General features: G+C 69.4%; 4 protein-coding genes and 1 pseudogene. 2 read left to right on the top strand and 3 right to left on the bottom strand.

Going from position 1 to position 4,305, the window contains the following annotated elements:
• The 3 genes from purH to dusB form a co-directional block, all read right to left on the bottom strand.
• Positions 1 to 1,517 (bottom strand): bifunctional phosphoribosylaminoimidazolecarboxamide formyltransferase/IMP cyclohydrolase (purH, locus tag ABNT58_RS20690; protein WP_348755304.1); only part of this gene is annotated, 1,517 nt, incomplete at its 3' end.
• A gap of 10 nt (positions 1,518 to 1,527) precedes the next feature.
• Positions 1,528 to 1,764, bottom strand: coding sequence for a helix-turn-helix domain-containing protein (locus ABNT58_RS20685; protein ID WP_250197790.1), 237 nt, complete (start codon positions 1,762 to 1,764; stop codon positions 1,528 to 1,530).
• Between the two features lie 21 nt (positions 1,765 to 1,785).
• Positions 1,786 to 2,811, bottom strand: coding sequence for a tRNA dihydrouridine synthase DusB (dusB, locus tag ABNT58_RS20680; protein WP_348755303.1), 1,026 nt, complete (start codon positions 2,809 to 2,811; stop codon positions 1,786 to 1,788).
• Between the two features lie 107 nt (positions 2,812 to 2,918).
• Between dusB and ABNT58_RS20675 the strand changes: the two genes are divergently transcribed.
• Together ABNT58_RS20675 and ABNT58_RS20670 are read left to right on the top strand one after the other, a co-directional pair.
• Complete coding sequence (locus tag ABNT58_RS20675) at positions 2,919 to 3,413, top strand: YqaA family protein (protein WP_348755302.1); 495 nt, start codon at positions 2,919 to 2,921, stop codon at positions 3,411 to 3,413.
• Positions 3,414 to 3,442: 29 nt separating this feature from the next.
• Positions 3,443 to 4,305 (top strand): annotated as a pseudogene (locus ABNT58_RS20670) (carboxypeptidase M32); the annotation flags it as partial.

The raw sequence follows: 4,305 nt of genomic DNA, 5'->3' as shown, positions 1-4,305 counted from the left end.
GCCGCGGCGATCACCTCGTCGTCACGCATGCTGCCGCCCGGCTGGATGACGCAGGTGGCACCGGCGTCGCACACCACGTCCAGGCCGTCGCGGAACGGGAAGAAGGCGTCGCTGGCCACCGCGGTGCCCTGCAGCGTCAGGCCGGCGTTGCCCGCCTTGATGGAGGCGATGCGGGCCGAGTCGATGCGGCTCATCTGGCCGGCGCCCACGCCCATGGTCATGCCGTCGGCACAGAACACGATGGCATTGCTCTTGACGAACTTGGCCACCTTCCAGGCGAACAGCAGGTCTTCCATCTGCTGCGCGGTGGGCTGCTGCTTGGTCACCACGCGCAGCTCGGCCGGCTGCACGTTCCTGGCATCGGCCGACTGCACCAGCAGGCCGCCGCCCACGCGCTTGAAGTCCAGCGTGTTCATCGCGTCGGCCAGCGGCACTTCCAGCAGCCGCACGTTCTGCTTGCCGGCAAAGACCTCACGCGCCTCGGCGGTGATGGCCGGGGCGATCAGCACCTCGACGAACTGCTTGACCACCAGCTGCGCAGACTGCGCGTCCAGCGGGCGGTTGAAGGCGATGATGCCGCCGAAGGCCGAGGTCGGGTCGGTCTTAAAGGCCTTGGCATAAGCGTCGGCCGCCGAGGCCGCCACCGCCACGCCACAGGGGTTGGCATGCTTGACGATCACGCAGGCCGGTGCGCTGAAGGTCTTGACGCATTCCCAGGCCGCGTCGGCATCGGCGATGTTGTTATACGAGAGTTCCTTGCCCTGCAGCTGGTGCCAGCCGGCCAGCGTGCCGGGGGCGGGCTGCGCATCGCGGTAGAAGGCGGCGCTCTGGTGCGGGTTCTCGCCGTAGCGCATGTCCTGCACCTTGCTGAACTGCAGGCTCAGCACGGCCGGGTATTCGTGGCGCTGCGGCACCTGCGGCGTGGCCAGCTCCGAGCCGGCCTGCAGGCCGCTCAGGTAGTTGGCGATCATGCCGTCGTAGGCGGCGGTGTGCGCAAACACCTTCTTGGCCAGCATGAACTTGGTGCTGCGGTCCACGCTGCCGTCCTTCAGCTCGGCCAGCACACGCGGGTAGTCGGCGGGGTCGATCACCACCGCCACGTCCTGCCAGTTCTTGGCCGCGGCGCGCAGCATCGCGGGGCCGCCGATGTCGATGTTCTCGATGGCGTCGTCCAGCGTGCAGCCGGCCTTGGCGGTGGCCTGCGCGAACGGGTAGAGGTTGATCACCAGCAGGTCGATGGTATTGATGCCGTGCTCGGCCAGTGCCGCCATGTGGGCGGGCACATCGCGCCGGGCCAGCAGGCCGCCGTGGATGCGTGGATGCAGCGTCTTCACGCGGCCGTCCAGCATCTCGGGGAAGCCGGTGACTTCGGAGACCTCGGTCACGGGCAGGCCCGATTCGGCCAGCAGCTTGGCGGTGCCACCGGTGGACAGCAGCTTGACGCCGGCAGCATGCAGTTCGCGGGCGAACTCGACGATGCCGGTCTTGTCGGAGACGGAGAGCAGTGCGGTGGTCATGGCGCGGGCCTTACTTGATGAGCTTGTGTTCGAGCAGCTTTCGCCGGAGGGTGTTGCGGTTGATGCCGAGCCACTCGGCGGCCTTGCTCTGGTTGCCTTGTGCATGCGCCATCACCACGTCGAGCATGGGCTTCTCGACGGCGTTCAGGATCATCTCGTGCACCGAGTGCGGCTCCACGCCGCGCAGGTCGCGGAAGTACTGCTCCAGGCTCTCGCGCACGCAGGCTTCGAGGTGTTTTTTCGTCATGTACGCAAAGAAAAAAGGAGATCAGGCCGACAAGGCCAGCAGGCTGTCGTTGGCGGGCAGCCGTTCATGCTGCTCGGCCAGGCGGTCGAACCATTCGGTCACCGCCTGCAGCTGCTGTTCGCAGTCGTCGATCAGGTTCATGCGGGCGCGGAACTCGGCGCCCCCCGGCAGGGCATGCACCGCCCAGCCGATGTGCTTGCGGGCGCTGCGCACGCCCGACTGTTCGCCATACAGGCCGTAGTGGTCCAGCAGGTGCGCCACCAGCCAGCCGCGCACGTCTGCCACGGGCGGCGGCGGCAGCAGCGTGCCGGTGTCCAGGTAGTGGGCGATCTCGCGGAAGATCCACGGCCGGCCCTGGGCGGCGCGGCCCACCATCAGCGCATCGGCACTTGTATAGGCAAGCACTTCGCGCGCCTTCTTCGGCGAATCGATGTCGCCGTTGGCCACCACCGGAATGCGCAGCGCGGCCTTGACCGCGGCGATGGTGTCGTACTCGGCGTGGCCGCTGTAGCCCTGCTCGCGGGTGCGGCCGTGCACCGTGACCATGGCCACGCCGGCGGCCTCGGCCGCACGGGCCATGGCCACCGCATTGCGCTCGGTGTCGCACCAGCCGGTGCGCATCTTCAGCGTCACGGGCACGCCGTGCGGCACGCAGGCCTGCACCACGGCATCGACGATGCGCAGCGCCAGCGGCTCGTTGCGCATCAGCGCCGAGCCGGCCCACACGTTGCACACCTTCTTGGCCGGACAGCCCATGTTGATGTCGATGACCTGGGCGCCGCGGTCGATGTTGTAACGGGCGGCATCGGCCATCTCGGCCGGATCGACCCCCGCCACCTGCACTGCGATGGGAGCGCTCTCGCCGGTGTGGTCGGCACGGCGCGAGGTTTTCAGGCTCTTCCACAGCTCGCGCTTGGAAGTGACCATCTCGCTGACCGCATAGCCCGCGCCCAGCCGCTTGCACAGCACGCGGAAAGGGCGGTCCGTCACCCCTGCCATCGGGGCGACGAAGAGCCGGTTCGGCAGCTCGATCGGGCCGATCTTCATGGGGCGGGGGGGTGGGGTGGTGCTGAAAAAGGAGGCAGGAGTATAGCGGCGCAGCCGCGCCCATCCGGGCGGTTGGCCGGGGTGGCGGCTCGTGATAATGCGGGCCGATGGAAAGCTGGTTGCAGGCCGCGCTCGCCGCGGTGATGAATGCGCTGGCCCTGCCCGAAGTGGGCCTGGGTGCGGTGTTCCTGGTGTCGCTGGTCTCGGCCACGCTGCTGCCGCTGGGCTCGGAGCCGGCGGTGTTCGCCCTGGTCAAGCTCGACCCCACGATGTTCTGGCCCACGGTGCTGGTGGCGACGCTGGGCAACACCGCCGGTGGCGCCATCAGCTGGTGGATGGGTTATGGCGCCGAGCTGGCCTACGAGAAGGCCACCCACCACAGCGCCGACCACCGCGCACTGCGCTGGCTGCAGCGCTTCGGCCCCAAGGCCTGTCTGCTGGCCTGGCTGCCGGTGGTGGGCGACCCGCTGTGCGCGGTGGCCGGCTGGCTGCGGCTGCCCTTCTGGCCCTGCGTGGCCTACATGGCGGTGGGCAAGTTCCTGCGTTATGTGACGATGACGGCCGGCCTGTTGTGGTTCTTTCCGGGCCGATTCACCCCTTGACGCACCCCTCGATCGAACCGGAGCCCTCCATGAGCACCACCCCCGCCTACGACGACCTGGTGCTGCACTGCCAGCGCCTGCACCGCTTCGACCACCTGGCCGCCATCTGCGGCTGGGACCAGGCCGCCAACATGCCGCCCAAGGGCAACGAGGCGCGCAGCGCCGCGCTGGCCGAGCTGGCCGGCCTGACCCACCGGCTGCGCACCGACGCCAGCCTGCGCGACCGCCTGACCCGTGCCGAGCAGGAGCCGCTGGACGAGCTGCAGCGCGCCAACCTGCGCGAGATCCGGCGCGACTGGTTCAACGCCAATGCGCTGCCCGAATCGCTGGTGCAGGCGCGGCAGCTGGCCACCTCGCGCTGCGAACATGCCTGGCGGCGCCAGCGGCCGGCCAACGACTGGGCCGGATTCGTCGAGCACTTTCGCGAGGTGCTGCGCGTGGCGCGCGAAGAGGCGCGGCTGTTGAGCGAGGCCTCGGGGCTGTCGAAGTACGAAGCGCTGATGGACCGCTACGAGCCCGGCATGACCTGCGCCACGGTCGACCGGGTGTTCGGCGAGGTGCGGCAATGGCTGCCCGACCTGATCGCCCGTGTGACCGAACGCCAGCGCAGCCGCCCGCTGATCGAGCCGGTGGGCCCTTTCCCGGTGGCGCGGCAGCGCGCGCTGTGCGAGGCGGCGATGCGGCTGATGGGCTTCGACTTCAGCGCCGGCCGGCTGGACGTGAGCGCCCATCCGTTTTCGGGCGGCGTGCCCGAGGACGTGCGGCTGACCACCCGCTACAACCCCGACGAGTTCCTGATCAGCCTGATGGGCACCATCCACGAGACGGGCCATGGCCGCTACGAGCAGAACCTGCCGCGCGCGCTGCTGGGCCAGCCGGTGGCGCAGGCGCG

The organism is uncultured Aquincola sp. (genome assembly GCF_964001545.1).
GTDB lineage: Bacteria > Pseudomonadota > Gammaproteobacteria > Burkholderiales > Burkholderiaceae_C > Aquincola.
The sequence above is the reverse complement of the archived record's forward strand: the minus strand, read 5'-3'. Positions and strand labels throughout refer to the sequence as shown.